The 2,095-nt window shown below is 64.7% G+C and carries 2 protein-coding genes; both read left to right on the top strand.

Going from position 1 to position 2,095, the window contains the following annotated elements; genetic code table 11:
* A partial coding sequence (locus A6M56_RS05200; RefSeq protein ID WP_286757854.1) for a phospholipase D-like domain-containing protein occupies positions 1-745 on the top strand: 745 nt, incomplete at its 5' end.
* 27 nt (positions 746-772) lie between these two features.
* On the top strand, positions 773-2,095 hold a 1,323-nt coding region (gene ftsH, locus A6M56_RS05195; protein ID WP_286757856.1), incomplete at its 3' end, for an ATP-dependent zinc metalloprotease FtsH.

The following is a 2,095-nucleotide window of genomic DNA, read 5'->3' as shown; positions in this document are numbered from 1 at the left end:
CGGCATGAACATCTTCAGCCCGTATTGGCGGCCCGATGCGCCGGGCCAGGCCTGTCACGATTTACACTTTCGTCTGCGCGGGCCGGTGGTAGAGCATCTGATGCGGAGCTTCACCGATGATTGGTGCGATACCACGGGCGAGCGGCTCAGCAAGGGTTTCTGGCGCGAATCTCCCGCAATGGCTGATGAGCAAGGAACCTCTTGGGCGCGCGGCATCGAGGCCGGTCCCGATGAGGCCCTGGACAGGATGCGCTGGACCTTCATGGGCGCTTTGAGCGCGGCGAAGCATTCGGTGCGCATCTGGACACCTTACTTCGTCCCCGATCAGCCGATGATCGCGGCGCTAAGCACGGCCGCGTTGCGCGGCGTGCGTATCGACGTGCTGACGCCCGCAAACGGCGACCATCCCACGGTGCAATGGGCCGCGCGCGCCCACTACTGGCAGGTGCTGGAGCACGGTGTGCGCATCTTCGAACGGCCTGGCCCGTTCGACCATAGCAAGCTGATGCTGGTAGACGGCAAGTGGTGCTGCCTGGGTTCGGCCAATTGGGATGCACGCAGCCTGCGCCTGAACTTCGAGTTCAATGTGGAGGTGTACGACACCGCGTTGTCTACGCGGCTGTCATCCCTTTTTGATGCCGCCCGTGATGCGGCGGACGAGATATCGGCGATGGCGTTGCGCGCCCGCCCGCTGACCATCCGCTTGCGCGACGGGGTGGCCCGTCTGTTCACCCCCATTCTCTAGCGACACGACTTGCGAGGAACATTGCCCATGGAAAAGAAAGATCAATGGAACATTGGCTACTGGATCGTCGCCGGCCTGTTGCTGCTGACGCTGCAGAACTACTGGCAGGCGGCCAAGACCGTCGAGCCCGTGCCCTACAGCGAATTCGAGAAGGCGCTGGCCGAGGGGCGCGTCGCCGAAGTGCTGGTGTCGGACCGCACGGTCACCGGGCGCCTGAAATCGCCGGACAGCCGGGGCAAGACCACCATCGTGGCCACCCGTGTCGAACCCGACCTGGCCGAGCGGCTGTCCAAGTACGACGTGCCCTATGCGCGGGTGGTGGAAAGCACCTGGCTGCGTGATGTGCTCTCCTGGATTCTGCCGGCGGTGGCCTTCTTCGGCGTCTGGTTCTTCCTGTTCCGCCGCTTCGCCGAGAAGCAGGGCATGGGTGGCTTCCTGAGCATCGGCAAGAGCCGTGCCAAGGTATTCATGGAGAAGAACACTGGCGTGACCTTTGCCGATGTCGCTGGCGTCGATGAAGCCAAGGCGGAGTTGGTTGAGATCGTCGATTTCCTCAAGAATCCGCAGGAGTATGGACGGCTCGGGGCGCGCATTCCCAAGGGCGTGTTGCTGGTCGGCCCGCCCGGCACCGGCAAGACGCTACTGGCCAAAGCCGTCGCGGGCGAAGCCGGGGTGCCGTTCTTTTCCATCTCAGGCTCGGAGTTCGTCGAGATGTTCGTCGGCGTGGGTGCAGCGCGCGTGCGCGACCTGTTCGAGCAGGCCCGCGGGCAGGCGCCGGCCATCATCTTCATCGACGAGCTCGATGCGCTGGGCCGCGCGCGCGGCGTCGGCGGCCCCATCGGCGGCCACGACGAGCGCGAGCAGACCCTCAACCAGCTGCTCACGGAGATGGACGGCTTCGACAGCTCGGTCGGGCTGATCATCCTCGCCGCCACCAACCGCCCCGAAATCCTCGATCAGGCGCTGCTTCGCGCCGGTCGCTTCGACCGTCAGGTGCTGGTGGACCGTCCCGACAAGAAAGGTCGCCTGGATATCCTGAAGGTCCATGTCAAGAAGATCACCCTGGCCCACGGTGTAGATCTGGAACAGGTGGCGGCGCTGACCACCGGCTTTTCGGGTGCAGACCTCGCGAACCTGGTCAACGAGGCCGCGCTGGCCGCGACCCGGCGCAAAGCGTCCGCCGTGGAGTTGCAGGATTTCACCGCCGCCATCGAGCGCATCGTGGCGGGCCTGGAGAAGAAGAACCGCGTGCTCAATCCCAAGGAGCGGGAAACCGTGGCCTATCACGAGATGGGCCATGCGCTGGTGGCGCTGGCGCTGCCCGGCACCGATCCGGTACACAAGATTTCA

This window comes from Ralstonia sp. RL, from assembly GCF_001683835.1.
GTDB classification, from domain to species: Bacteria; Pseudomonadota; Gammaproteobacteria; order Burkholderiales; family Burkholderiaceae; genus Ralstonia; species Ralstonia mannitolilytica.
This window is presented reverse-complemented; position numbering and strand designations above follow the sequence as displayed.